Below are 22,713 nucleotides of genomic sequence, written 5' to 3'. Positions count from 1 at the left end.
AACGCCGCGATGGGCCGCTATTGTAGGCCGGGCAAGGGACTCGCGCCGGCCCGCCGCTTGTGCTCATATATAGGTCAGCCCACTCCCCGCCTCCGGCGTCTCCTCCAGGTATGTCCCCGATGCGTCACAAGCCTTCCTTGCTGCTGATCCTGGCGGGCGGCCTCGCCGTCCTCGCCTCCACCGCGTTCTCCTCGGTGACGCCGCCGCCGGCGCCCACGACCGCCGCCGTCGCGGTCAAGGACCTGGCGCCGCTGCCGAACGAAAGGCTGGTGGACCAGATCGTGGCGGGACTCCTCACCAAGCTGCACTACGAGAAACGCCCGCTCGACGACAGGCAGTCGGCGCTGGTGTTCGACCAGTACCTCGAGGACCTGGACCCGAACAAGAGCTACTTCGTGCAGGCCGACATCGCCGCCTTCTCCGGTGAGCGCCTCAAGCTCGACGACGACATCCGCGCCGGCAACGTGCAGCCGGCCTTCGACATCTACAACCTGTTCCAGAAGCGCGTGGACCAGCGCATCCAGTACGCCTTGAAGCTCCTCGACAAGGAGCCGGACCTGACGGCCAAGGAGAGCTACGTCTTCGACCGCAGCAAGGGCCCCTGGGCGAAGGACGGCGCCGAGCTCGACGACGTGTGGGCCAAGCGCGTGAAGAACGACGTGATCGGCCTCTTGCTGGCGGGCAAGACCTGGCCCCAGGTGCAGGAGGCGCTGCGCAAGCGCTACCAGAACTTCGCCTACCGCTCGCACCAGGTGACCGCCGAGGACGTGTTCTCGGTGTTCATGAACTCCTATGCCCACTCACTCGACCCGCACAGCGATTACTTCCCGCCGGTGGCGGCCGAGGAGTTCCAGATCCAGATGAGCCTGAAACTGCAGGGCATCGGCGCCTCCCTGGTCACCGACGGCGAGTACACCAAGGTGGACCACCTGCTCCCCGGCGGGCCCGCCGACCGTGACCCGCAGAAGCAGCTCAAGGCCGACGACCGCATCACCGGCGTCGCCCAGGGCGACGGCGAGATGGTGGACGTGGTGGGCTGGCGCATCACGGACGTGGTGGCGCTGATCCGCGGCACGCCCGGCACGCCGGTGCGGCTGCAGATCCTGCCGGCCGGCGCCGCTCCGGGCACGCCGGAGAAGACCATCAGCTTCGTCCGCGACACCGTTAAGCTCGAGGCCCAGGCCGCCCACCAGAAGGTCATGGACGTGGAGCGCGGCGGCAAGCGCTACAAGGTGGGCGTCATCACCATCCCCGGCTTCTACGAGGACTCGGTGGCGCGCTACCGCGGCGACAAGGATTACACCAGCACCACCCGCGACGTGCGCCGCCTGCTGGGCGAGCTCAAGGCGCAGAACGTGGACGGCGTGGTCATCGACCTGCGCAACAACGGCGGCGGCTCGCTCCAGGAGGCCGAGGACCTCACGGGACTCTTCATCCCGGAAGGCCCGGTGGTGCAGATCCGCCACCAGAACGGCGCCGTCCAGGTGGACGACAGCGAGGACGACAGCGGCGTGGCCTACCACGGCCCGCTCACGGTGCTGGTGAACCGCTTCACCGCCTCCGCCTCGGAGATCTTCGCCGCCGCGATCCAGGACTACCACCGCGGCGTGGTGGTGGGCTCGGTCACCTACGGCAAGGGCACGGTACAGCAGCTCCGGGACCTGAGCCGCTTCCTGCCCGGCGACTTCGACGCCGGCCAGCTCAAGCTCACGGTGGACAAGTTCTACCGGGTGAGCGGCTCCAGCACCCAGAACAAGGGCGTGACGCCGGACATCGTGCTGCCGGCGCTGGTGGACCCCACGGACTTCGGCGAGTCGGCGAACCCGAGCGCCCTGCCCTGGGACGAGATCAAGCCCAGCGACTACAAGCCGCTCGACTCCGGCCTGGGCAAGGCCCTGCCCCTGCTCGCCAGCGACCATGAGGCGCGCATCGCGAAGGACCCGGCCTGGAAGCTGTTCATGGACGGGGTGCACGACATCGAGACCGCCCGCGCCCAGACCTCCATCTCGCTGGTGCTGGCGGACCGCCAGAAGCAGCGTGCCGAGGATGACGCCAAGCGCCTCACGAGCCTCAACGCCTGGCGCAAGCTCAAGGGCATGCCGGCTGTGGCCACCCTCGAGGAAGCCCTCAAGGCCGACAAGGCGGATGCGGGCGGCGATGGCGACGGCGGCCTCACCGCCGACGTGCTGCTGGACGAGTCCGCCGCCATCGTGGCGGACATGGATGCCCGCGGCCTGTTCCAGAAGCCGGATCCGGCGCTGGCCAACCGGGGCTTCTGACTCCCTTCCAAGACGCCTAATTTCCTAAGGACCCCCCTGATCTTTCAGGGGGGTCGGTCTTGCATGTCTCAAAATCACTGTTATACTTGGCTATAACAGTACCTTACTCCTGGCCATACCAACCGAACCTATGACTCCGGGGCACACCATGAACCGCCAAACCCTCGCTCCCTTGTCCCTCCTCCTCGTCCTGGCCGGCTCCCTGAGCCTGTCCGCCTGCGGCGGCAGCGCCGCCCAGGCCCAGGAAGCCCCCAAGGCCGACGCCACCCCGGCGATCCCGGTGGAGGCGGCGGTGGCCCAGCGCGGCGAGGTGGCAGCCACCTACTCCGGCACCACCACCCTGGAGGCGGACCAGGAAGCCGCGGTGGTGGCCAAGGTCGGCGGCACCGTCGCCGAGATCTACGCCGAGGAAGGCCGCGCGGTGCGCGCCGGCGACGCGCTCGCCAAGCTCGACGACGCCGAGCAGCGCTACGCCGCCGAGCAGGCCCAGGCCAACTACGAGAAGAAGCAGCAGGAGTTCGCCCGCAGCCAGACGCTGTTCGACCGCAAGCTCATCAGCGCCGACGCCTTCGACACCGTGAAGTACGACCTCGCGGTGCTGAAGGCCGGTTACGACATCGCCAAGCTCAACCTGGACCGCACCACCATCCGCTCGCCCATCGACGGCGTGGTGGCCCGCCGCCTGATCAAGGTCGGCAACACCCTCACCCCGAACCAGCAGGTGTACGTGGTCACCGATTTCGACCCGCTGCTGGCGGTGCTGTACGTGCCGGAGAACGCGCTGGCACGCTTGAGGCCCGGCCAGCCCGCGACGCTCTCCGCCGACGCGCTCGCCGGCAAGAGCTTCACCGGCCGCGTGGCGCGCCTCTCGCCGGTGGTGGACCCGCAGACCGGCACCTTCAAGGTGACGGTGGAGGTCCATCGCAGCGACCGCGCGCTGGCGCCCGGCATGTTCAGCCGCGTGAGCGTGACCTACGACGTGCACAAGAACGCGCTCACGGTGCCGCGCACGGCCATCCTCACCGAGGACGGCGAGTCGGCGGTGTACACCGTGAAGGACGGCGTCGCGCACCGCGTGGCGGTGGCGCTGGGCTATGCCGACGGGGACAAGGTCGAGATCACCCGCGGCCTGGCCAACGGCGACATGGTGGTGACGCTGGGCCAGAACAGCCTCAAGGACGGCACCAAGGTGGCGATCGTGAACAACACGCCGCAGAAGGCCGTCGCGGCCCAGGCGCCGAAGCCGGCACCCTCGGTCTGACATACACCTATATATAAATAAGCTCAGGGGTTCCCACATGAAGACGCAACCGCTGACCCTGGCCGCGCTGCTCGCCCTCGCCTGCCTCGCCGCCCCGGCGGCCCAGGCCGACGTGCGCCTCGATTCCGGGCGGCACCACCGCACCGGCGTGCGCCTGGACGGCGACGACGTGCTGATCCGCGCCCAGGACCGCAGCGAGGCCCGCGTCACGCCCGCCGGCGACCTGTACATAGGCGACCGGCAGGTCGGCGTCACCGCCCCGCAGCGCAAGCTGCTGGTGCAGTACAACGCCGGCATACACGACATCGAGCACCGGGGCCTGGAGATCGGCAGGAGCGCCATCACCCTCGTGGGCGGCATCATCGGCCCCCTGGTGACCGCGGCCCTGGCCGGCGAGGACGACGACGAGATCGAGGCGCGCGCCCGCGCCAGCGCGGAACCCCTCAAGCAGCAGGGCCGCGAGCTGTGCAAGGTGGCGAAGGCCGAGTACCGCCTGCAGGAAGAGATCGCCGAGCAGCTGCCCGCGTTCCGCCCCTACACGGTGATGGACGACGATTCCGACGACGACTGCAACATCGACGACGACGAGGTATAAGCCGTGCAGAACCCCAAAGTCCTCGGTATCGTCAGGCTCGCCACCGGACGCCGCGTCACCATCGGCATGCTCACCCTCGCGGTGATCGTGTTCGGCTTCGTCTCGCTCGCGCGCCTCAAGCTCAACCTGCTGCCGGAACTCTCCTACCCTTCCCTCACGGTGCGCACCGAACTGCCGGGCGCCGCCCCCGAGGAGGTGGAGAACCTCGTCACCAAGCCCATCGAGGAGGCGGTGAGCGTCATCAAGAACGTGCGCCAGGTGCGCTCGGTCTCCCGCCCCGGCGAATCGGACGTGACCCTGGAGTTCACCTGGGGCACTGACATGGACTACTCGGGCGTGGACGTGCGCGAGAAGATCGACGCGCTGGAGCTGCCCACCGAGTCCAAGCGCCCGGTACTGCTGCGCTTCGACCCCTCCACCGAGCCCGTGATGCGCTTCGGCCTCACCGGCACGCGCAAGGACATGCAGGCCGTCGGCGCCGACGCGGCGGTGCAGCAGCTGCGCTACCTGCGCACCTACGCGGACCAGGACCTGACCAAGGCCCTGGAGGCGGTGGACGGCGTGGGCGCGGTGAAGGTCAGCGGCGGCCTGGAGGACGAGATCCACGTGCTGGCCGACCAGGGCAAGCTCGCGGAGCTGCACCTCAGCAACGCCGAGGTGGGCGAGCGCCTCAAGGCCGAGAACGTGAACCTCTCCGGCGGCCTGCTGCAGCAGGGCAACCAGAAGCTCCTGGTGCGCACCGTCAACGAGTTCCAGAGCGTGGGCGACATCGCCAATGCCATCGTCGCCACCCGCGACGGCCGCCCCATCTACCTCAGGGACGTGGCCCGGGTCGAGCGCTCCTACAAGGAACGCCAGGCCATCACCCGCATCAACGGCTCCGAGTCGGTGGAGCTCGCGCTCTACAAGACCGGCGACGCCAACACCGTGGCGGTGGCCAAGCAGGTGGACGCCAAGATCGAGGAGCTGAACCAGCATCTGCCGGGCGGCCTCAAGCTCACCAAGGAATACGACCAGGCGGTGTTCATCTCGGATGCCATCAGCGACGTGATCAACGCCGCCATCATCGGCGGCTTCCTGGCGGCACTGGTGATCTTCTTCTTCCTGCGCAACGTGTGGTCCACGGTGATCGTGAGCATCGCGATCCCGGTATCGGTGATCGCGACGTTCATCGCCATGTACGCCGGCCACATCACCCTCAACATGATGTCGCTGGGCGGCATCTCGCTCGCCATCGGCATGCTGGTGGACAGCTCCATCGTGGTGCTGGAGAACATCTCCCGCCACCGCGCCATGGGCAAGGACACGGTCGAGGCGGTGCAGCACGGCACCAGCGAGGTGGGCGGCGCCATCACCGCCGCCACCCTGACCACCATCGGCGTGTTCTTCCCGCTGGTGTTCGTGACCGGCATCGCCGGGCAGCTGTTCCGCGACCAGTCCCTGACCGTCACCTACTCGGTGGTGTTCTCGCTGTTCGCCGCGCTCACGCTCATCCCCATGCTGGCGTGCCTGGGTGTCACCAGCGCCGGCAAGCTGAAGGTCGAAGGCACGGGCGATGACCGCCCGCGCGCCTTGCCCCAGGGACGCGTCACGCGGTTCCTCTATCACATCCCGCGCGGCCTCTCGAGGGGCATCACCTTCGCCGCCAAGTGGGTCGTGCTGGGCTTCGGCGGCCTGTCGAAGCTGCTGGCGTTCGCGGTGGGGCGCCCGCTGCGCCCGGTGTTCAACGCCTTCACCCGCGGCTACGGCCGGCTCGAGGAAGGCTACCCGCGCCTCATCCGCTGGGCGCTCGGCCACAAGCTGCAGGTGCTGGGCGTCGCCGCCGGCTCGCTGGTGGTGGCGCTGGCCTTGCTGCCCACCCTCGGCGTCGAGCTGATCCCGCAGCTCTCCCAGGGCGAGTTCCAGGTGAAGCTCACGCTGCCGCCGGGCACGCCGCTCGCGGGGAGCGACCAGGCCATCGCGAGCCTGCAGGAGGCCGCCGCCAAGCTGCCGGAGGTGCTGACCACCTACTCCGTGGCCGGCACCGGCAACCGCCTGGATGCGAACCCGGTGGACGCCGGCGAGAACACCGCCAGCCTCAACGTGGTGCTGAAGCCCGGCAGCGGCAAGCGCGCCGAGACCGGCGTGATGAACGCGCTGCGCGAGACGCTCTCGCGCATGCCCGGCGTCAACTACAAGTTCGAGGAGCCCTCGCTGTTCACCCTGGCGACGCCGCTGGAGGTGGAGATCGTGGGCTACAACCTGGACACGCTGAAGCTCGTCAGCAACGAGGTGGCGCAGGCGCTCTCGGCCTCGCCCCGCTTCGCCGACGTGAAGAGCACCATGCAGTCCGGCCAGCCGGAGATCCAGGTCCACATCGACGCCGCCAAGAGCGCCCAGCTCGGGCTCCTGACCAGCGACGTGGCGGACACGGTGGTCTCCAAGGTGCGCGGCGACGTGGCCACCCGCTACACGCTGCACGACCGCAAGATCGACGTGCTGGTGCGCAACCGCGACGACCAGCGCGCGAGCCTGGACGACATCCGCGGCCTCATCATCAACCCGGGCGCGGCCCAGGCCGTGCCGCTGGCGGCCGTGGCCGAGGTGAGCCTGGACGAGGGCCCCGGCGAGATCCGCCGCACCGCGCAGCAGCGGGTGGCGCTGGTGTCCGCGAACATCGCCCAGGGCGACCTCGGCGGCGCGGCGGCGGAAGCCTCGGCCCTGGTGGCGAAGATCTCGCTGCCGGCGGGCGTGTACGTGCGGGTCACCGGCCAGAGCGAGGAGATGCAGAGCTCGTTCCGCTCCATGCAGTTCGCGCTGGTACTGGCGATCTTCCTGGTGTACCTGGTGATGGCGGCGCAGTTCGAGTCGCTGATCCATCCGCTGGTGATCATGTTCAGCGTGCCGCTGGCCCTGGTGGGCGCGGTGCTGGCGCTGTTCATCACCCACACCACCATCAGCGTGGTGGTGTTCATCGGCCTCATCATGCTGGCGGGCATCGTGGTCAACAACGCCATCGTGCTCGTGGACCTCGTGAACCAGCTGCGCGCGCGCGGCATGGAGCGCGACCTGGCGCTGGTGGAGGCCGGCCGCTCGCGGCTGCGCCCCATCGTCATGACCATGCTCACCACCACCCTGGGACTGCTGCCCATGGCGCTGGGCCTGGGACAGGGCGCCGAGATCCGCGCCCCCATGGCGATCACGGTCATCGGCGGCATCCTGTTCTCCACCCTGCTGACCCTGGTGGTGGTGCCGGTGGCCTACTCGCTGCTGGACCGCAAGCCCATCCGCGTCCACGCGGATGACGCCGCGCACGAGGGCAGCCGCCCGTGAACATCACCGACTTCGCCCTCAAGCGCCCCGTCACCGTGATGGTGGTGTTCACCTGCTTCGCCGCCATCGGCGTGATCGCCTCGCGGCTGCTGCCGCTGGAATACTTCCCGGACATCGAGTTCCCGTTCATCGCGGTGCAGGTGAACTACCAGGGCTCCAGCCCCGAGGAGGTGGAGCGCCTCATCACCAAGCCCATCGAGGAGTCGCTCGGCACGCTCTCGGGCGTGAAGCGCATGACCTCCACCTCCGACGCGAACCAGGCCGAGGTGGACCTGCAGTTCGACTGGGGCGAGAACGTGGCGGTCAAGGAGGTGCAGGTGCTGGACAAGGTGGACGCGATCCGCGGCGAGCTGCCGGCGGACGTGCGCCACATCAACGTGCTGAAGCAGTCCGGCGCCGACGTGCCGATCCTGCAGCTGCGCCTCTCCAGCAACCGCGACCTCACCCACTCCTACGAGCTCCTGAACCGGGTGCTCAAGGACCGCGTGCAGCGGGTGTCGGGCGTCTCGCACGTGAACCTCTACGGCCTGGAGCCGCAGGAGGTGCGCATCGAGCTGCACGCGGACGCCATCGCCGCCCACCACGTGGACCTGAACCGGTTGAACGCCACCCTGCAGCGCGGCAACTTCAGCCTGAGCGGCGGCACCATCTCCGACGGCGGCGAGCGGCTGCTGGTGCAGGTGAACGACGAGTACAAGTCGCTGGACGACATCCGCGGCCTGCGCATCGGCCAGGGCGACCTGCGCCTCGGTGACATCGCCGACGTGCAGTACGGCAACACCGAGCTCACCTACGGCCGCCACCTGGACCGCAAGTACGCCATCGGCCTGGACGTGTTCAAGGAGACTGGCTCCAACATGGTGGACGTGGGCCGGCGCGTGATCGCCGAGGTGGAGGAGATCGGCAAGCTGCCCGAGATGCAGGGCATCAACATGTTCTTCCTGGACAACCAGGCGGACGGCGTGAAGCAGTCGCTCACCAGCGTGCTGGACGCGGGCCTGCTGGGCGCCCTCTTCTCCCTGGTGGTGCTCTACTACTTCCTGCGGCAGGTCGCGACCACCTTCATGGTGACGCTGGCGGTGCCGTTCTCGCTCCTGATCGCGCTCGCGGTCATGTACTTCATGGGGCTCTCGCTCAACATCCTCTCGATGATGGGCCTGATGCTCGCCATCGGCATGCTGGTGGACAACGCGGTGGTGGTGACCGAGAGCATCTTCCGCCACCGCCAGATGAACCCCGGCGACTCGGCGGAGCAGGCGGCCAAGAGCGGCGCCCACGAGGTGTCGCTGGCGGTGACCGCCGGCACGCTCGCCACCATCATCGTGTTCCTGCCCAACGTGTTCGGCGTGCAGACCGACGTGACCACGTTCCTGAAGCACGTGGCGATCGCCATCGTGGTGTCGCTGGTGGCCTCGCTGTTCATCTCCCTGACCATGATGCCGATGCTCTCGGCGCACATAAAGGCGCCGAAGCCGGCGAAGAAGAAGACCCTGGTGGAGCGCCTGAGCGCGCGCTACTCCACCCTGCTCGGCTGGTCACTGACGCGCCGCTGGACCATGATCGGCGTGATCTTCCTGGTGATGGCCACCGCCGCGATACCGATCGCGCTGGTGAAGAAGGACTCGGGCGACAGCAACCCGACGCGCCTGTTCCTGCAGTACAACCTGAGCGGGCACTACGCGCTGGAGACGGTGGAGAACGGCGTCAACCAGGTGGAGGCCTACCTGTTCGCGAACCAGCAGCGCTTCCAGTTCCGCTCCATCTACAGCTACTACGACAGCGGCCAGGCCCAGACCACCATCCTGCTGCGCGACGACCTCAAGGACCGCAAGAGCGCGAAGGAGCTCGAGGACGAGATCCGCCAGGGCCTGCCGAACCTTCCCATCGGCAAGCCGAGCTTCGACGACCAGTCCTCCGGCGGCGGGGTGCAGATGCAGCTCACCGGCGACTCCACCACCGTGCTGGAGGAGCGCGCCCACGAGGTGACCCGCATCCTGGCGCGCGTGCCCGGCGTGGTGGACGTGCGCGCCGACACCCTGGCCGGCACCAAGGAGGTGCACGTGCACGTGGACCGCGAGCGGGCCCTGCGCGCGGGCCTGGACGTGCAGCGGGTGGCCATCGCCATCATGGTGGCGCTGCGCGGCGAGCAGCTGCCGCAGTACCGCGCCTCCAGCGGCGAGGTCAACATCCGCCTGGCCTACCAGAAGAGCGACCGCGAGACCCTGGAGCAGCTGCGCAACCTGCAGCTCTACAACGCGCAGGGACAGCCGGTGCGCCTGGACTCGGTGGTGGACTTCAGCGTGAGCGAGGGCCCCACCAGCATCGCCCACGTGAACCGCGCCGCCTCCCTCGGCATCACCCTCGGCCTCGGCCCCAAGGTGAGCTTCGACGAGGTGCGGCCGCGCATCAAGAAGATCATGGACAGCATCAACCTGCCGCCGGGCTACCAGTGGTCCTTCGGCCAGGGCGTGCAGCAGGACGACGCCGACACCCAGACCATGATCACCAACATGATGCTGGCGGCGCTCATGATCTACATCGTGATGGCGGCGCTGTTCGAGTCGCTGCTGCACCCGGCCGCGATACTCTCCGGCATCGTGTTCTCCATCTTCGGGGTGTTCTGGTTCTTCCTCATCACCGGCACCAGCTTCGGCATCATGGCCATGATCGGCATCCTGATCCTGATGGGCGTGGTGGTGAACAACGGCATCGTGATGGTGGACCACATCAACCAGCTCAGGCGCGCCGGCCAGTCGCGCTATTCCGCCGTGGTGCAGGGCGCCACGCACCGCCTGCGGCCGATCCTGATGACCATGTCCACCACCATCCTGGGACTCGTGCCCCTGGCGGTGGGCGACACCACCATCGGCGGCAACGGCCCGCCCTACTTCCCCATGGCCCGCGCCATCATCGGCGGCCTCGCGTTCTCCACCGTGATCAGCCTGCTGGTGCTGCCTACCATCTACGTGCTGCTGGACGACCTGGGCCTGTGGTCCACGAAGGTGCTGCGGCTCGCCCGGGAATGGAAGCTGCGCAAGAGCGCGCCGCTCGCCTCCGATGTCTGAGCCGCGCCACCCGCCGGCGGACGGCCAGGAATGCTGGTGCCTGCAGTGCGTGTTCAGGCGGATGGCGGAGCGTGATCCCGCGGCTGCCGCAGGCCTGAGGCCGGCGCCGGTGCCGATACCGGCAAGGCCGCCCCGGCCGGATCCCAAGCGCTGAAAAGCACGAGGCCCGCGCGAGCGGGCCTCTTCATATCGGTGCGGCGGCGGGCTTCAGTCCACGTGGCCGCTGCCGAAGCCGATGTCGTTCCCCGCGGGCGCCTGCTCCTCGGCCTTGCCGGGGGTCTTGAGCACCAGCGTCTCCAGGTCCCAGTAGTTAAGGCGCAGCACGTTCACCGGGAGGGTCTTGGTGAGCGAATCGTCCAGGGTGGCGGCGTTCTGCGCGAACGGCAGCATGTAGTCCAGGGAGGACACCTCCGGCACGCTGTCCTGGTCGGAGGCGTAGGTGAGCTTCTGCCTGAGGTACTCGGCCCGGTGCTTGAGCTTCTCGGGCCTCTGGGTGTCGGTCCTGAGCTTCTGCACCACTTCCCAGATCTGGGCGCCGATCTTCAGGCATTCGTTGGCCCCGCCGAAGTGCACGTCCATCACGGGCTTGGTGCCGGCGCTGCGCGCCATGGCGGCGATCTCGTGCTCTGTGAAGTGCAGGTACAGGTACTGGGCCATGGCGATGAGCGCGACGTTGATGGCGCGGCGCGCCGGCACCCCGATGCCGAGGTAGTTGGGCACCGCCGCCTTCTTGATCTTGTCCAGCTTGGCGACGAGCTCCATGCGGCGCTTGTCGATGGGCGCGAGCTTGGCGTAGGCCGTCTCGACGTCCTCCATCAACCGTTCGCGCTTCTTCTTGTGCCAGAAGCGCTTGAGCCCGCTGATCTGCTGCTCCATCTGGGCGATGCCGGCGGCGATCGCCTGGCGGTCGCGGTCCAGGATCTCGATCAGGCGCTGGGTGTCCTTCACCTGGGCGGCGCGCTGCTGCTCGTAGGCCTCCATGTAGCGCTTGCGCTCCACCTGGTCCTGGCGCCCGGACAGCTCCTCCGCGAGGTTGCGGATCTGGTTGCGGCACAGGTCCCATACCGCGCGCATGCGGTAGTAGAGGATGGCGTTCTGACCCTTCTCCGGGTCCATGAGCATCTTCTCGAGGACGGCGAGCTGGCGGGTGGCCTCCTCGGCGCGCTTGCCCAGGTCCACGACGTCGGTGCGCAGCACCGCGCGCTCCGCCTCCGCCTCGTCCAGCTTGCGCTTGAGGGTGTTGCGTTCCTGGAAGATCTGCACCAGGGAATGGTCGGCGTGGCCGGGGGCCGGCGCCGGTTCGTTGTCTCGCTTGGCCACGGTCTTGGGTCGCTCCGGATGGGCGCGTCAGGGCAGGATAATCTTGCCATAACGGCGGATACCCGTGCGGGTTTACCGCGGCGGGACGGCGCCGTTCAGCGGGTGATGATGGGGTGCAGGGTGTGGGGGAAGCGGTGGCGGTTGTCGAGGCAGAACTCCAGCCACTTGTGCAGCAGGATGTTCAGGGTCCAGCGGTGCTCCAGCTCGGAGCGCGCAGGCCGCCACAAGCCCTGCAGGGCGGCGTGGCGCGGGTTGCCGGCGCAGCTCACCGCCTCTGCCAGGCGGGCGTCGTGGTACACGCGCACCGCCAGGTCCGGGTCCGCCACGCTGCCGTCGGCGCCGTCGAACCAGTATGTCAGCTGCATGACGGTGGTGTAACGCGAGCGCTCCTGCACGGCGAGGTGCAGGCTGAGGTCGGTGGCGCTCGAGGACACGGCGTGCTCAGGGACGCGCCTCAGGTTCCCGAGCAGCTGCTTCATGCGCACGTGGTTGGTCTCGTACAGGGTCATGAGCCCCGCGAAGCTGCGGGGCCGCACCAGGCGCACATGTTGTTCGATGGTTTCGACGAACATGCTTCGACTATATCATAGGGGTCAAGCGCCCTAAGCTTGGCAAACCGGCGCGCAGGGTGCATGATGTCCTTTCCCGCGATCCCCACCTCCCCCTTCGACGACCAGCGCCCCGGCACCGCCGGCCTGCGCAAGCCCGTGGCGCGCTTCCGCGAACCGCGCTATCTCGAGAACTTCATCCAGTCGGTGTTCGACTGCGTCCCCACGCTGAAGGGCGGCGCGCTGGTGATCGGCGGCGACGGCCGCTACTGGAACCGCGAAGCCATCGACGTGGTGCTGCGCATGGCGGCGGCGAACGGCGTGACGCGCTGCGTGGTGGGCCGCCTGGGCCTCCTCTCCACGCCCGCTGCCTCGCTGCTCATCCCTGAGGTGCAGGCCGCCGGCGGGTTCATCCTGACGGCGAGCCATAACCCCGGCGGGCCGCAGGGCGACTTCGGCATCAAGTTCAACCTGGGCAACGGCGGCCAGGCCTCCGAGGCGCTGACCGAGACGGTCTATGCCCGCACCCGTGCCATCGAGCGGTACTTCATCGTGCCGGAGGAGTGCCGCGTGGACCTCGCGCGCGCCGGCTCGCAGGAGTTCGCCGGCATGCGCGTGGAGGTGGTGGACCCGGTCGCCCACTACGCCGCGGCGATGCAGCGCTGCTTCGACTTCGGGCGCATGCGCGACCTGCTGAACGACGGCCGCTTCCGCATGCGCTTCGACGCGCTGAGCGCGGTCACCGGCCCTTATGCCGTGGAGATACTGGAGCGCCAGCTTGGCGCGCCGGCGGGCACGGTGCTGCATGGCGAGCCGCTCTTGGACTTCGGCGGCGGCCATCCCGACCCCAATCCCCACGATGCGCGCGACTTCGTGCAGATGTTCGAAGGCGGCGCAGCGCCGGACTTCGGCGCCGCCTCCGACGGCGACGGGGACCGCAACATGATCCTCGGTCCCGGCGTGGTGGTGTCGCCGGGCGACAGCCTGGCGCTGCTCGCCGCCAACGCGCATCTCGTGCCGGGCTACCGCGACGGGCTCGCGGGGCTCGCCCGCTCCATGCCCACGAGCCGCGCCGCGGACCGGGTGGCGGCGAAGCTCGGCATCCCCTGCTACGAGACGCCGACGGGCTGGCGCTTCTTCTGCAACCTATTGGATGCGGGCAAGGTCACGCTGTGCGGGGAGGAGAGCTTCGGCACCAGCAGCAACCACGCCCGCGAGAAGGACGGCCTGTGGGCGGTGCTGTTCTGGCTGGATGTGCTGGCGGCGCGGCGCGAGCCCCTGCCGGCGATCCTCAAGGCCCACTGGGCTGAGCATGGCCGCGACTTCTTCATCCGCGAGGACTACGACATCCCGGACGCGGGCAAGGCCGCGCAGGTGATGAAGGAACTGGAAGCGGCTTGTCCCAAGCTGACCGGCGCTTCCGTGGAGGGCCTGCGGGTCGCCTCGGCTCTCAGTTTCAACTACAAGGATCCGGTGGACGGCAGCGCGAGCCGCAACCAGGGCATCCAGGTGCACACCCAGGACGGCGCGCGCATGGTGTTCCGCCTCTCGGGCACCGGCACCCGCGGCGCGACGCTGCGCGTGTACCTGGAGAAGCACGAGCCGGATGCCGCGAAGCACGGCGCGGCCGCGAAGGCCGCCCTCGCCTCCCTCTCCGCGGCGGCACGCAAGATCACGCGGCTGGAAGAGCTCGCGGGACTCAGGGAGCCCAGCCAGACGACCTAGTAGCGGTTCGCCGCATGCGGCGAACGCCCCGCCGGGAGCGGGGCCGTCATCGCACCAGGGACGGTTCGGTGAGCGGTACGTGGCTCAATAGCGACGCTTCAACCCTGACTGGTGAAGAATAGTCGTGGCAATCTCCTCGATTGAGGGATGCGTAGTATTAATGAAAGGTATCCCCGCGCTCCGGAACAGGTTCTCCGCCTTCTGCACCTCGTAGCTCACTTGGTCCTGGGAGGCGTAGCGGCTGTCGGGCCGGCGCTCCTGGCGGATCTGCTGCAGGCGCTGGGGCTCGATGGTGAGGCCGTAGAGCTTGGTGCGGTGCGGCATCAGCGCTTCCGGCAGGCGGCCCCGGTCCATGTCCTCCTCCGTGAGCGGATAGTTCGCCGCCGAGATGCCGTACTGCAGCGCGAGGTAGAGGCAGGTGGGCGTCTTGCCTGAGCGGGACACGCCCACCAGCACCACGTCCGCCTCCGGATAATGGCGGGTGGTGACGCCGTCGTCGTTGGCGAGGGCGAAGTTCACCGCCTCGATGCGGGTGAGGTAGGCGGCGTCGTCGGCATTGGCGTGGGCCTTGCCGGCAGCGTGGGACGACTTCACGCCGAACTCCCGCTCCAGCGGGCCGATGAAGGCGTCGAAGAAGTCCAGGCACAGGGCTTCGCTGGCGTGGAACTGGGCCCGCAGGTCGTCCTGCACCAGGGTGCTGAACACCACCGGCCGCGCCCCATCCTCCCGGGCGGTGGCGTTGATGCGCGCCACGGCGGCGGCGGCCTTCTCGGCGCTGTCTATGAACGGCAGGGTGACCTGGGTGACCCCGGCGCCCTCGAACTGGCTCATGAGGCTGCGGCCCAGGGCCTCGGCGGTGATGCCGGTGCGGTCCGAGACGAAGAACACGGTGCGCCGGTTCTGCATGGACTTGAATCTCCCTTCTGATGGTCCGCCCGGCCCGGGGCCAACTTGGGGCCGGCGCCGCTGCCGGTATAATAATGGAATCTCACCCTGGGGAAGACCGTGGACCCGCGCTACGTCATCAGCTTCGAAAAACTCGGCATGGGCGACGTGGACAAGGTGGGCGGCAAGAACGCCTCCCTGGGGGAGATGATCAGCCATCTCTCCAAGCTCGGGGTCTCGGTGCCCGGCGGTTTCGCCACCACCGCGGACGCCTACCGGGAGTTCCTGGCCCACGAGGGCCTGGCCGAGCGGGTGAACCGCGAGCTCGCCAAGCTGGACGTGGACGACGTGGTGGCCCTGGCCGAGACCGGCGCGCGCATCCGCCAGTGGCTGAGCGAGACGCCCTTCCCGCCCACCCTCGAGAAGTCCATCCGCGAGGGCTACGCGGCGCTCGCCGGCGGCAAGGACGTGTCGGTGGCGGTGCGCTCCTCCGCCACCGCCGAGGACCTGCCGGACGCCTCCTTCGCGGGCCAGCAGGAGACCTTCCTCAACGTGCGCGGCGCGGACGAGGTGATCAAGTCCGTCAAGCTGGTGTTCGCCTCGCTGTTCAACGACCGCGCGATCTCCTACCGCGTGCACCACGGCTTCGAGCACGCCGAGGTGGCGCTCTCCGCCGGCATCCAGCGCATGGCGCGCAGCGACCTCGGCGCCAGCGGCGTGATGTTCACCCTCGACACCGAGTCCGGATTCGCCGACGCGGTGTTCATCACCGCCTCCTACGGCCTCGGCGAGACCGTGGTGCAGGGCGCGGTGAACCCGGACGAGTTCTACGTGTACAAGCCGGCGCTGGCCAAGGGCAAGTCGCCGATCGTGCGCCGCAACCTCGGCAGCAAGGCCATCATGATGGTCTACGGCGAGGGCGGCGGGAAGGCCGTGAAGACCATCGACGTGCACGCCGAGGCGCGCGCGCGGTTCTGCATCAGCGACGCGGACGTGCTGGAACTCGCCAAGCAGGCGCTGGTGATCGAGCAGCACTACAAGCGCCCCATGGACATCGAGTGGGCCAAGGACGGGCACGACGGGAAGATCTACATCCTGCAGGCGCGCCCTGAGACGGTGAAGAGCCGCCGCAACCAGAACATCGAGCGCTACGAGCTGAAGGCGAAGGGTCCGGTGCTGGCGGAGGGCCGCAGCATCGGCCAGAAGATCGGCGCCGGCACCGCCAAGGTGGTCGCGGACCTGCACGAGATGAGCCGCATCCAGCCCGGCGACGTGCTGGTGACGGACATGACCGATCCCGACTGGGAGCCGGTGATGAAGCGCGCCTCCGCCATCGTCACGAACCGCGGCGGCCGCACCTGCCATGCCGCCATCATCGCCCGCGAGCTCGGCATCCCCGCGGTGGTGGGCTGCGGCGACGCCACGAAGAAGATCAAGGACGGCCAGGCCGTCACCGTGTCCTGCGCCGAGGGCGACACGGGCTTCATCTACGAGGGCAAGCTGCAGTTCGAGCGCCGCGAGATCAGCCTGGCCAAGATGCCGGAGGCGCCGCTCAAGATCATGATGAACGTGGGCACGCCGGAGCGCGCCTTCGACTTCGCCGGCCTGCCCCACAAGGGCGTGGGCCTGGCGCGCCTGGAGTTCATCATCAACCGCATGATCGGCGTGCACCCCAAGGCGCTCATCAACTTCGACAAGCAGCCGGCGGACGTGAAGCGCGAGATCACCTCGCGCATGGCCGGCTACAAGGACCCGGTGAGCTTCTACGTGGAGCGCCTGGCGGAAGGCATCGCCACCATCGCCGCGGCCTTCGCGCCGGAGCCGGTGATCGTGCGCACCTCGGACTTCAAGTCCAACGAGTACGCGAACCTGGTGGGCGGCCGCCAGTACGAGCCCCACGAGGAGAACCCCATGCTGGGGTTCCGCGGCGCCTCCCGCTACATCGACCCCTCCTTCCGGGACTGCTTCGAGCTGGAATGCCGCGCCCTCAAGAAGGTGCGCGAGGAGATGGGCCTCGCCAACGTGCAGGTGATGATCCCCTTCGTGCGCACCGTGGACGAGGCGCGCAAGGTGGTGGAGATCCTTGCCGCCAACGGCCTGAGGCGCGGCGAGCACGGGCTCAAGGTCATCATGATGTGCGAGCTGCCCTCCAACGCGCTGCTCGCCGATGAGTTCCTGGAGCACTTCGACGGCTTCTCCATCGGTTCCAACGACCTGACCCAGCTCACGCTGGGCCTGGACCGGGACTCGGGGGTGATCGCCCATCTGTTCGATGAACGCAATGACGCGGTCAAGAAGCTCCTCTCCATGGCCATCCAGGCCTGCCGCAAGCACGGCAAGTACATCGGCATCTGCGGCCAGGGCCCCTCGGACCATCCGGACCTCGCCAAGTGGCTGCTGGAACAGGGCATCGAGAGCGTGTCCCTGAACCCGGATACGGTGGTGGAGACCTGGCTGTTCCTAGCGGGCAAGAAGGGATGAGCATCGGCGCCCAGAACCAGTTCGAGGAACATTTCCCGCTCACGGTGCTCCTGAGCCGCCACACGGGAGTGGAGAAGATGAACGCGGGGGTGGCCGCGCTGCTGCACGGATTGCGCGGGCAGTACCTCAAGGACCGCGCCGAGAACGAGGCGCTGTCCGGGACCATCACCACCTACGGCGGCTACCAGACCTCCAAGAAGATGATGTTCCTGAACCGTCCGGAGCCGGAGGTGCAGGCGCTGCGCGACCAAGTGGTGCTGCCGGGGGTCAAGGCCTACCTCGAGCGCGTCTACGGCGCGCAAGGCAAGTCCATCCCCACCCGCCTCGTGTCCTGGGCGAACATCCTCTGCGAGGGCGACTGGCAGGCGCCCCACATGCACCCCAGCACCGGCAACCTCATCAGCGGCGTGTACTACGCGGCGGTGCCGGAGAAGCCCGAGCCCGAGGGCTGCATCGAGTTCCTGAACCCGCACCCGGTGGCGCACCACCACGGCGTGAGCCTGACCCGGCGCATCATGCCCAAGGCCGGCGACCTCGTCCTATTCCCGCCCTACTACATCCACTACGTCTACCCGTTCCGCGGCGAGGGCGAGCGCTGCATCGTCGCCTTCGACGTGATCGTCCAGAACACCCAATTCGTGTTCTAGCGCATGAGCGCCCAGTCCGAAGCCGGCCACACCCTCGTCCATAATCCGGCGACGGGAGAGGTGGTGGGGCGCTTCCCGGAGCTTTCCGCCGAAGAGGTGCGCGACGCGATACGCCGCGCCCGCGCCGCCCAGCCCGCCTGGGCTGTCCTGCCGCTCGAGCGGCGGCGCCGCCATATCCTCGCGGCACAGCAGGCACTGCTGCGCAACATGGACTACGTGGCGCTGGTCATCAGCCGCTGCGTGGGCAAGCCGGAGACGGATGCGCTCGCCACCGAGATCATGCCGACGCTCATGGGCAGCCGCTGGTATGCGCGCCATGCGCGCAGGCACCTGAAGCCGCAGCGCCTGCCCGTGGGCTCGCCGCTGTTCTTCAACAAGCGCAGCACCGTGCACCGCCTGCCCTACGGCGTGGTGGGCATCATCTCGCCCTGGAACTACCCCTTCGGCATCCCCATGCACGAGATCGTGCCGGCGCTGCTGGCGGGCAACACGGTGGTGTTCAAGACCTCGCCGGAGACGCTGCCGGTGGGCGAGGAGATCGTGCAGCTGTTCCTCCATGCGGACCTGCCGGAGGGCGTGTTCCAGCACCTCAACGCGGATGGGCCGCTGTGCGGGGACGTATTCCTGGAACAGGACGGCGTGGACAAGCTGTTCTTCACGGGGTCGGTACGGGTCGGCAAGGAACTCATGGGCAAGGCGGCCAAGACCCTCAAGCCCCTCTCCCTGGAGCTCGGCGGCAAGGACGCCATGATCGTGTGCGCCGACGCGCCCCTGGAGCGCGCCGCGGGCGGCGCCGTGTGGGCCGGGCTCACGAATGCGGGCCAATCCTGCGCGGGGGTGGAGCGCATCTACGTGCACCAGGATGTGTACGCGCCGTTCATGGCGCTGCTCAAGGAGAAGGTGGAAGCCCTGCGGGTGGGCCCGTACCAGGACGTCGGCGCGCTCTGCACCGAGCGCCAGGCGGCGACGGTGCGGGAGCATTGCCGCGAGGCGCTCGCCGCGGGCGCCACGGTGTTCGCCCAGGCGAAGCTGCCCCCGGGGCTGAACGACCGGTTCATCGCTCCCACGGTCCTCACCGGCGTGGACCACACCATGAAGGTGATGCACGAGGAGACCTTCGGCCCGGTGCTGGGCGTGATGCCGGTCAAGGACGACGAGGAAGCCTTGCGGCTCGCCAACGACTCGCGCTACGGCCTGACGGGCTCCGTCTGGACCCGTGACCTCGGCAAGGGCGTGCGGCTGGCGCGGCGGCTGTCTGCCGGCGCCGTGACGGTCAACGATCACCTGATGTCCCACGGCCTCACGGAGACGCCCTGGGGCGGCATGCGCAACTCCGGGCTGGGACGCGGCCACGGGGCGTTCGCGTTCGACGAGGTGACCCAGCCCCAGGTGATCGTGGAGGACTGGCTCACGCTCGCCCGCCGCAACGTCTACTGGTATCCCTACAACACGGCGGTCTACGACGGCCTCAAGGGCGTCATGCTGGCCCTGTACGGCCAGGGAGGGCGCGAGCGCCTCGCGGGGCTGTGGCGGTTCCTGCGCATCCTGCCGCGCATGTTCCGCGCCAAGGAGCCCACCCCACCGCTCCCGCCCGGGGCGGCTCCGGTCAAGCCGTTCGGCGAGATGGCACAAGGTGAGCAGCTCGGGCAGCTGGAACGCTGGGGCGAGGAGGCCTACGATCGGATATACGATTCCCGGCGCCCCAGTACCGACTACAGCGAGGCCAAGGAGAACTTCTACATGGCGATCCAGCTCGCCCGTGAACTGGGCCGCGAGGACGAGGTGCAGCGTCTGGAGGCGCGCCTCAAGCACATCAAGGATGTGTTCCGCTCGCAGTTCTCCTGAATTGAATAGAGGGAGCTATGGGAAACCTGAAATACCCGACGGAAGGCGGCAGCGGCGGCAAGCGCGGGCACTCCAACATGGAGCACGCGGTGTACAGCGACGAGCACAAGGAAGCCGGCCGGACGCGCCGGCGGCTGGAAGCGAAGAAGCAGGAGCGCGAGGCGGTCACGGAGCGCCGCAGCGGCAAGCGCTGGCGCTGACTCAGAACTGGCTCGCGGGCACTTCCTCCAGCACCTCGACGTCGCCGTTCAGCAGCAGTTCGTCGTCGTGGGACTCGGCCTTGGCGCCGTTCCAGTAGTCCACGGCACGGCGCTTCCACTCGCTCATGGAGATGGTGTCGCCCATCACGATCTGCTGGGTGGCCCGGTGCAGCTCGCCGGTGGCGTTCACCCGGTACACCTTCTTGAAGTCACCGCGCATGTTGTCGAGCCAGAAGCGCACCGCGCGCGGGTCCTCCGGGATCAGCCAGATGCAGCTCATGCGCGAGGGCAGCGTCACGTAGAGCTGGCGGCGCACCTCCTCGAAGATCATCTCGCGCACCATGCGGGTGGCCAGGAACAGGCTGTCCAGCGTCTCGGCCAGGGTGACGACCGGGTCGAAATGGTAGAACGAGAGCTTCGGGTCCTTGGGCTTCTGCTTGCGGTAGAACTCGAGGGCCCTGAGCGCCACCATGTCCACGGTGTAGATCTCGTTGCTCTTGGGGTTGGTGATGCCGCGGCGGGCCACCTCGAAGGCGCGCCAGGAGTTGTTGGGCTCGAGCCCGAACGAGATCCGCGCCCCCTCGAACCACTTGGGGGAGTTGTGCTTGTGGATGTGGAAGAACTTCTGGTTCTCGATATGCATGCGCTGATCCCCGGTTCCCGCAGGCATTATAGGGCTCCGCCCCGCCCGGCTACATGACCCGGTTCACATTCCGGCCGTCCGCCCGGCCGCTTCGGGTAGAGTGGTGGCAGGATGGGCCGCGGGGATATCCCCATGCTGTACTACTCGATCAAGCTGGCGCTCTCGGCCGCCATCATCGTCGCCGTATCGGAGCTGGCCAAGCGCCAGCCCGCCTGGGGCGGCCTGCTGGCCTCGCTGCCGCTGGTGTCGCTGCTGGCGATCGTCTGGCTCTACGTGGACACCCGCGACACGGGCCAGGTGTCGGCCCTCTCCCTCAGCATCTTCTGGCTGGTGCTGCCGTCCCTGGCGTTCTTCCTGGCGCTGCCGCTGCTCCTGCGCCAGGGACTCGGCTTCACCGCCTCGCTCGCGCTCGCCGCGCTGGTGACAATGGGCGCCTATGCGCTCATGCTGTCCGGGCTGAAGCGCTTCGGCGTGGACCTGACATGAAACTGAAGGGGATGACCATGGAGAGACGTCACGCTATCGCCCTCGCCTGCCTGCTCGCACTCGCCGCCTGCGGCTCCAAGCAGCCTGACGAGGCCGCCACGCCCGCGCCGCCGCCCGGCACCGGCCCGGTGAAGATATCCAGCGGCAACGCGTTCAGCCCGCTGGTGCAGGACCTCAACAAGGCCAAGGCGGTGAACGGCAAGGTGCAGGCGCAGGGCCAGGCCACCGACGATGCCATCGAGTCCCAGTCCGCCCCGGCGGGCTCGACCGCGGAACAGCCGCGCTAGAGCCGCGCGAGCTGGCGGTCCTGCCAGCGGGACAGCAGCAGGAGGCTCAAGGCGGCGCCCACCGTCGCGGTGAGCATGTCCCATTGGGTATCCCACACGTCGCCCTGGGTGGCGAGGAAGGCGTCTGCCGCCGTCCCGCTTGCCTCCGCCACCGCCCACTCCAGGAGCTCATAGCAGGCGCTGAGGGCGATGCAGAAGCACATCACCGTGAACGTGAGCCAGCCGCCCCGCTTGAGGGGTGAGCGGCGCAGCAGCACTTCCCGCGCGAGCATGGCCGGCACGAAGCCCTGGGCGAAGTGGCCGACGCGGTCGAAGTCATTGCGGGCGAAGCCCCAGTGCTGGTCCCGCAGCCAGCTGAACAGCGGCACCTCGGCGTAGGTGTAGTGGCCGCCTACCATCAGGATGCAGGCGTGCAGCAGCACCAGCGTGTAACACAGGGTGGTGAAGCGGAAGCGCGGATAGACCGCGACCAGCACCGGCACGCCGATCATCATCGGGAAGGTCTCCAGCGCCCAGGTGAAGTAGTCATGGGGCCGGATCGCGGACCAGAGGAAGACCGCGGCGCAGGCCGCGAGCAAGGCTAGATGCGCACGCCGCGGCTTCACGGCGCGGGCGGCGCCGGGACATCGGCCGGCGGCCGGGTCCAGATCTCGGTGCGGCCGAACAGCGAGATGCCCACGTAGCCGCGCACCTCGAGGCTGCCGTCCATCATCAGCGTCATCTTGCAGCTGTAGAGCTTGCCGCTCTCCGGGTCGTAGATCTTGCCGTCCGCCCACACGTTGTCGCCGGCGTACTTGAAGCCCTGGATCAGGGACAGGCCGATGATGGGCCGCGACTGCAGCGCCTTGTCCGGATTCTCCCGGTCCACCTTGGGCTGGCCCGGCATGGTCTTGTCGTCCGCCGGGTAATCCGGCTCCTTCAGCCACACGATGCGCCCGCCGTAGACGCCGTCGTGCTTCTCGATCGATACCCTGGCCTTGCCGCCGGCCGTGAGCCAGCTGCCCAGCACCGCGTCGGCATCGTCCGCCGCCCACACGGGCGCGGCGAGGCACAGGGACAACAGGCAAAGGGACAAGAACCGGATCAGGCGCATGGCGGTCTCCCAGGATCTTCGGTGAGCGGCGAGGTCAGCGC

At 68.5% G+C, this 22,713-nt stretch carries 18 protein-coding genes; 12 read left to right on the top strand and 6 right to left on the bottom strand.

What is annotated here, in order from left to right:
* Window positions 1–119 precede the first annotated feature (119 nt).
* The 5 genes from VF651_10855 to VF651_10835 all read left to right on the top strand — a co-directional run bounded on the left by VF651_10855 (window position 120) and on the right by VF651_10835 (window position 10,512).
* On the top strand, window positions 120–2,279 hold the full coding sequence (locus tag VF651_10855; protein HEX7966201.1) for a carboxy terminal-processing peptidase: 2,160 nt from the start codon (window positions 120–122) through the stop codon (window positions 2,277–2,279).
* 148 nt (window positions 2,280–2,427) lie between these two features.
* On the top strand, window positions 2,428–3,540 hold the full coding sequence (locus tag VF651_10850; protein ID HEX7966200.1) for an efflux RND transporter periplasmic adaptor subunit: 1,113 nt from the start codon (window positions 2,428–2,430) through the stop codon (window positions 3,538–3,540).
* A 37-nt stretch (window positions 3,541–3,577) separates the two neighbouring features.
* A complete protein-coding gene (locus tag VF651_10845) occupies window positions 3,578–4,135 on the top strand; it encodes a hypothetical protein (protein ID HEX7966199.1) in 558 nt (185 codons plus the stop codon).
* A gap of 3 nt (window positions 4,136–4,138) precedes the next feature.
* Complete coding sequence (locus VF651_10840; GenBank protein ID HEX7966198.1) at window positions 4,139–7,447, top strand: efflux RND transporter permease subunit; 3,309 nt, start codon at window positions 4,139–4,141, stop codon at window positions 7,445–7,447.
* On the top strand, window positions 7,444–10,512 hold the full coding sequence (locus VF651_10835; GenBank protein ID HEX7966197.1) for an efflux RND transporter permease subunit: 3,069 nt from the start codon (window positions 7,444–7,446) through the stop codon (window positions 10,510–10,512). The genes VF651_10840 and VF651_10835 overlap by 4 nt, the downstream gene beginning before the upstream one ends.
* Window positions 10,513–10,719: 207 nt before the next feature.
* Here VF651_10835 and VF651_10830 read toward each other — a convergent pair whose 3' ends face one another.
* Together VF651_10830 and VF651_10825 are read right to left on the bottom strand one after the other, a co-directional pair.
* Window positions 10,720–11,832 (bottom strand): hypothetical protein, encoded by a 1,113-nt coding sequence (locus tag VF651_10830; protein ID HEX7966196.1) that lies wholly within the window; start codon window positions 11,830–11,832, stop codon window positions 10,720–10,722.
* Window positions 11,833–11,927: 95 nt separating this feature from the next.
* Window positions 11,928–12,404 (bottom strand): DUF1249 domain-containing protein, encoded by a 477-nt coding sequence (locus tag VF651_10825; GenBank protein ID HEX7966195.1) that lies wholly within the window; start codon window positions 12,402–12,404, stop codon window positions 11,928–11,930.
* A gap of 63 nt (window positions 12,405–12,467) precedes the next feature.
* On the opposite strand from VF651_10825, the gene VF651_10820 reads away from it, so the two are divergent.
* Window positions 12,468–14,105, top strand: coding sequence for an alpha-D-glucose phosphate-specific phosphoglucomutase (locus VF651_10820; protein HEX7966194.1), 1,638 nt, complete (start codon window positions 12,468–12,470; stop codon window positions 14,103–14,105).
* A gap of 84 nt (window positions 14,106–14,189) precedes the next feature.
* On the opposite strand, the gene VF651_10815 is transcribed toward VF651_10820, so the two are convergent.
* Complete coding sequence (locus VF651_10815; protein HEX7966193.1) at window positions 14,190–15,011, bottom strand: pyruvate, water dikinase regulatory protein; 822 nt, start codon at window positions 15,009–15,011, stop codon at window positions 14,190–14,192.
* 138 nt (window positions 15,012–15,149) lie between these two features.
* Between VF651_10815 and ppsA the strand changes: the two genes are divergently transcribed.
* The 4 genes from ppsA to VF651_10795 are packed head-to-tail and all read left to right on the top strand — an operon-like array spanning window position 15,150 to window position 20,163.
* Window positions 15,150–17,471, top strand: coding sequence for a phosphoenolpyruvate synthase (gene ppsA, locus VF651_10810; protein ID HEX7966192.1), 2,322 nt, complete (start codon window positions 15,150–15,152; stop codon window positions 17,469–17,471).
* On the top strand, window positions 17,468–18,118 hold the full coding sequence (locus VF651_10805) for a putative 2OG-Fe(II) oxygenase (GenBank protein ID HEX7966191.1): 651 nt from the start codon (window positions 17,468–17,470) through the stop codon (window positions 18,116–18,118). The genes ppsA and VF651_10805 overlap by 4 nt, the downstream gene beginning before the upstream one ends.
* Before the next feature lie 3 nt (window positions 18,119–18,121).
* Entirely contained in the window at window positions 18,122–19,963 is a 1,842-nt protein-coding gene (locus VF651_10800; protein ID HEX7966190.1) for an aldehyde dehydrogenase family protein, read from the top strand.
* Window positions 19,964–19,980: 17 nt separating this feature from the next.
* Window positions 19,981–20,163, top strand: coding sequence for a hypothetical protein (locus VF651_10795; GenBank protein HEX7966189.1), 183 nt, complete (start codon window positions 19,981–19,983; stop codon window positions 20,161–20,163).
* A 1-nt stretch (window position 20,164) separates the two neighbouring features.
* On the opposite strand, the gene VF651_10790 is transcribed toward VF651_10795, so the two are convergent.
* Window positions 20,165–20,806, bottom strand: coding sequence for a DUF2441 domain-containing protein (locus VF651_10790; protein HEX7966188.1), 642 nt, complete (start codon window positions 20,804–20,806; stop codon window positions 20,165–20,167).
* Window positions 20,807–20,938: 132 nt separating this feature from the next.
* On the opposite strand from VF651_10790, the gene VF651_10785 reads away from it, so the two are divergent.
* Both VF651_10785 and VF651_10780 read left to right on the top strand, forming a co-directional pair.
* Window positions 20,939–21,292, top strand: a complete 354-nt coding sequence (locus VF651_10785) for a DUF3147 family protein (GenBank protein HEX7966187.1) — start codon at window positions 20,939–20,941, stop codon at window positions 21,290–21,292.
* A gap of 17 nt (window positions 21,293–21,309) precedes the next feature.
* Complete coding sequence (locus tag VF651_10780) at window positions 21,310–21,579, top strand: hypothetical protein (protein ID HEX7966186.1); 270 nt, start codon at window positions 21,310–21,312, stop codon at window positions 21,577–21,579.
* Here VF651_10780 and VF651_10775 read toward each other — a convergent pair.
* Both VF651_10775 and VF651_10770 read right to left on the bottom strand, forming a co-directional pair.
* Entirely contained in the window at window positions 21,576–22,184 is a 609-nt protein-coding gene (locus tag VF651_10775; GenBank protein ID HEX7966185.1) for a DUF2238 domain-containing protein, read from the bottom strand. The genes VF651_10780 and VF651_10775 overlap by 4 nt on opposite strands.
* Window positions 22,181–22,672, bottom strand: coding sequence for a DUF2147 domain-containing protein (locus tag VF651_10770; GenBank protein HEX7966184.1), 492 nt, complete (start codon window positions 22,670–22,672; stop codon window positions 22,181–22,183). Before VF651_10770 ends, VF651_10775 begins: the two co-directional genes overlap by 4 nt.
* Between the last annotated feature and the right edge of the window lie 41 nt (window positions 22,673–22,713).

This window comes from Gammaproteobacteria bacterium, assembly GCA_036383255.1.
Taxonomy (GTDB): Bacteria; Pseudomonadota; Gammaproteobacteria; order Natronospirales; family REEB76; genus DASUBN01.
The sequence above is the reverse complement of the archived record's forward strand: the minus strand, read 5'-3'. Positions and strand labels throughout refer to the sequence as shown.

Excerpts from the sequence above, each read along its gene's own strand:
- VF651_10820 (HEX7966194.1), top strand. The coding sequence starts at position 12,468 with ATGTCCTTTCCCGCGATCCCCACCTCCCCCTTCGACGACCAGCGCCCC.
- VF651_10805 (HEX7966191.1), top strand. The coding sequence starts at position 17,468 with ATGAGCATCGGCGCCCAGAACCAGTTCGAGGAACATTTCCCGCTCACG.
- VF651_10790 (HEX7966188.1), bottom strand. The coding sequence starts at position 20,806 with ATGCATATCGAGAACCAGAAGTTCTTCCACATCCACAAGCACAACTCC.
- VF651_10855 (HEX7966201.1), top strand. The coding sequence starts at position 120 with ATGCGTCACAAGCCTTCCTTGCTGCTGATCCTGGCGGGCGGCCTCGCC.
- ppsA (HEX7966192.1), top strand. The coding sequence starts at position 15,150 with ATGGGCGACGTGGACAAGGTGGGCGGCAAGAACGCCTCCCTGGGGGAG.
- VF651_10825 (HEX7966195.1), bottom strand. The coding sequence starts at position 12,404 with ATGTTCGTCGAAACCATCGAACAACATGTGCGCCTGGTGCGGCCCCGC.
- VF651_10795 (HEX7966189.1), top strand. The coding sequence starts at position 19,981 with ATGGGAAACCTGAAATACCCGACGGAAGGCGGCAGCGGCGGCAAGCGC.
- VF651_10845 (HEX7966199.1), top strand. The coding sequence starts at position 3,578 with ATGAAGACGCAACCGCTGACCCTGGCCGCGCTGCTCGCCCTCGCCTGC.
- VF651_10800 (HEX7966190.1), top strand. The coding sequence starts at position 18,122 with ATGAGCGCCCAGTCCGAAGCCGGCCACACCCTCGTCCATAATCCGGCG.
- VF651_10850 (HEX7966200.1), top strand. The coding sequence starts at position 2,428 with ATGAACCGCCAAACCCTCGCTCCCTTGTCCCTCCTCCTCGTCCTGGCC.
- VF651_10770 (HEX7966184.1), bottom strand. The coding sequence starts at position 22,672 with ATGCGCCTGATCCGGTTCTTGTCCCTTTGCCTGTTGTCCCTGTGCCTC.
- VF651_10785 (HEX7966187.1), top strand. The coding sequence starts at position 20,939 with ATGCTGTACTACTCGATCAAGCTGGCGCTCTCGGCCGCCATCATCGTC.
- VF651_10815 (HEX7966193.1), bottom strand. The coding sequence starts at position 15,011 with ATGCAGAACCGGCGCACCGTGTTCTTCGTCTCGGACCGCACCGGCATC.
- VF651_10780 (HEX7966186.1), top strand. The coding sequence starts at position 21,310 with ATGGAGAGACGTCACGCTATCGCCCTCGCCTGCCTGCTCGCACTCGCC.